This is a genomic window from Streptomyces sp. NPDC006476 (assembly GCF_040612015.1).
In the GTDB taxonomy this organism is placed as follows: Bacteria; Actinomycetota; Actinomycetes; order Streptomycetales; family Streptomycetaceae; genus Streptomyces; species Streptomyces griseorubiginosus_B.
Window position 1 is genome coordinate 1 of record NZ_JBEXPK010000258.1, and the last position, 2152, is coordinate 2152.

Annotated in this window: 3 protein-coding genes and 2 pseudogenes; 4 read left to right on the forward strand and 1 reads right to left on the reverse strand. The window is 69.7% G+C overall.

Going from position 1 to position 2152, the window contains the following annotated elements; translation table 11 throughout:
• The first annotated feature begins 210 nt into the window (after window positions 1-210).
• A complete protein-coding gene (locus tag ABZZ74_RS53765; RefSeq protein ID WP_356951390.1) occupies window positions 211-561 on the forward strand; it encodes a hypothetical protein in 351 nt (116 codons plus the stop codon).
• A 39-nt stretch (window positions 562-600) separates the two neighbouring features.
• Window positions 601-1014: pseudogene (locus ABZZ74_RS53770) on the forward strand (recombinase family protein); the annotation flags it as partial.
• 32 nt (window positions 1015-1046) lie between these two features.
• Here the strand turns inward: ABZZ74_RS53770 and ABZZ74_RS53775 are convergent.
• A pseudogene (locus tag ABZZ74_RS53775) lies at window positions 1047-1190 on the reverse strand (IS701 family transposase); the annotation flags it as partial.
• 352 nt (window positions 1191-1542) lie between these two features.
• Here ABZZ74_RS53775 and ABZZ74_RS53780 point away from each other — a divergent pair.
• Window positions 1543-1860, forward strand: coding sequence for a winged helix-turn-helix domain-containing protein (locus ABZZ74_RS53780; protein WP_356951391.1), 318 nt, complete (start codon window positions 1543-1545; stop codon window positions 1858-1860).
• Between the two features lie 8 nt (window positions 1861-1868).
• Window positions 1869-2152 (forward strand): hypothetical protein (locus ABZZ74_RS53785; RefSeq protein ID WP_356951392.1); only part of this gene is annotated, 284 nt, incomplete at its 3' end.

A 2152-nucleotide genomic window follows, 5' to 3' on the forward strand; every position in this document is an offset into this window, starting at 1 on the left:
GCGGGAACAGATCGGGCAGTGGCTGCGAGCCGGTGTGGTCGAGGAAGGCCGGCTCACGCCGACCGAGGAGGGAACTCCTCAAGGCGGCGTGATCACGCCTCCAACGCAATGGGCAACTTCTGCTTCGACGTGACGTTCAGTTACCGGCGGTTGGAGAAGCTGCCGCGCTCCGAGAGTAGGCGGCGTCATGACGGATAGTACGTTCATGACATGGTACGCGGGGATCGTGTCGACAGCATCGAGTACGCGCGGCGGGTCAACGCTGCTGCGGACCTGCTCGCGGTGGAGGCGTCCGGCGCGGAGGCGGCCCGTGTGCTGGCTGCCCGTTTCAGCGTGTCGGTGCGTCAGGCACACCGGTATGTGGAGCAGGCCGTGGCGCAAGGCCGAGTCGCCGTCCCCGAGGCGAGCGTGGTATTCACCGTCAAGCTGCCCGGATCGCTCGCCGAGCAGGTCCGCGCGCATGCCCGCGCGAGCGAGGCCACCTTGTCCTCCGTGGTGGCCGCGGCGCTGGCCGACTACCTCGGCGACGACTCCGGCGGACAGCGGCGGGCCAGGCCGTGAACCAGCCGCCGGTGGAGCTGGAGTGGGTCTTCTCCCGGCATGCCGAGGCAGAACTGCAGGCGGCCTACGCCCTGCTGGTGCCCCGGCGCCAGGCCGGCACCCGGGACAGTCAGCGAGGCCAGGCGCGGGAAGGAACACACGGTGACCACGGCGGCGATCTACGCGAGGGTGTCCTCGCAGCGGCAGAAGAAGGACCAGACGATCGCCTCCCAGACGGCGGCGCTGCGCGCGTACGTCGAACGGATGCGGCTTGAGCTGCCCGAGGAGTGGGTCTTCGAGGACGAGGGCCACTCCGGGGCCACCTTGATGCGGCCCGCGCTGGAGCGGCTTCGGGATCTCATTGCGCAGGTCGGCGTGGACGTGGTGGTCGTCTACGCCCCGGACCGCCTGGCCCGCAAATTCGCCTACCAGGCCCTGCTGATCGAGGAGTTCGCCCGCGCCGGCACCCGGGTGGAATTCGTCCGCGGCCCGCGCGGCGACTGGCTCTTGGCGGCCTGGAAGCACTCCTCGACGCTCCAGCGGACACCCGCGACGCGGACGAGCTCGTGCAGAGTGACCTGGGTAGGTGACCAGCACAGGTAGAAGGCGAGTTCACCGGTGGTCCGGATGCGGCGGATCAGCAGGTGACGATGGACGCCGGTGCCGATGTGGATCCAGGCCCAGTCGTACTGACTTGGAGGCCGTGGTTGACGAGTCGGCCATGTACGGCATGCCAGATGTTTGGGGTCTCGAACTTGCAGGCAGCTGAGTCTGGTTGAGGCGGAGCGGCGGTGTTTGCAGGCGGCCGGCTTATGCGGACAGGGGATGCGGCAGAGCAAGGTCGTGGAGGTGCTCGGGGTGTGTCGGCAGGCGGCCAGCCTGTGGGACTGGGCCTGGCGAGAGGGCGGCAGAGGCGCGCTGTTGTTCACGGGGCCGGGCGGCAGCTGGTACCTGTCCGCCGGGCAGGAAGCGGAGCTGGGGGTCTTGCTGCGGGCCGGTGCGATGGAGCACGGCCGGGAGGATCAGCGGTGGACGCTGGCGCGGATCGGCAGGCTGATCGAGGAGCGGTTCGGCGTCACGTACGAGGTCTGGGGGGCCTGGCGGCTCGAGGAGGCGATCGCCGCATGGCGCACGAAGACGTGGCCGGCGGCGTCCCCTCCGCGCAGGTCGAGTTCGGGATCGCGCTCACGCAGCCGGTTCAGCTTGTCGGCGTCCTCGTCCCGCAGGTGCTCGGGGTGGGTCATGATCCAGGCGGTGACCTCGCGGACCGATGGAGGCTTCGATCCCGGGTTGGGTGCGGGTCCGCGCCCGGTCCGGTAGCGCCGCAGATGCCGCTGAACAGCCAACTCGCCACCGGGATAGCCGAGTTGCTTGATCTCGCGGTAGAGCTGGGCGGCGTTCCTGATGCCCTCATTCCAGCGCCGGTGCTACGCCACTCGGCGGGACACCATCGAGCACCCGCCGATCTTCCTGCCCGGCAACGCCCCGACGGCGGCCCCGGCGCCGGTAGCAGACGACTCTCCGTCGCCGACCAGCTTGTCGTCTTCCTCCTCACGAAGCGCTGGTCCATGGCCCAGACGCCACTCGCCGAGGCAACCGGCCTGGCCAAGAG

Bases quoted from the DNA above. Each gene is read 5' to 3' on its own strand.
- ABZZ74_RS53765 (WP_356951390.1), top strand. From the start codon at position 211: ATGGTACGCGGGGATCGTGTCGACAGCATCGAGTACGCGCGGCGGGTC.
- ABZZ74_RS53780 (WP_356951391.1), top strand. From the start codon at position 1,543: ATGGAGCACGGCCGGGAGGATCAGCGGTGGACGCTGGCGCGGATCGGC.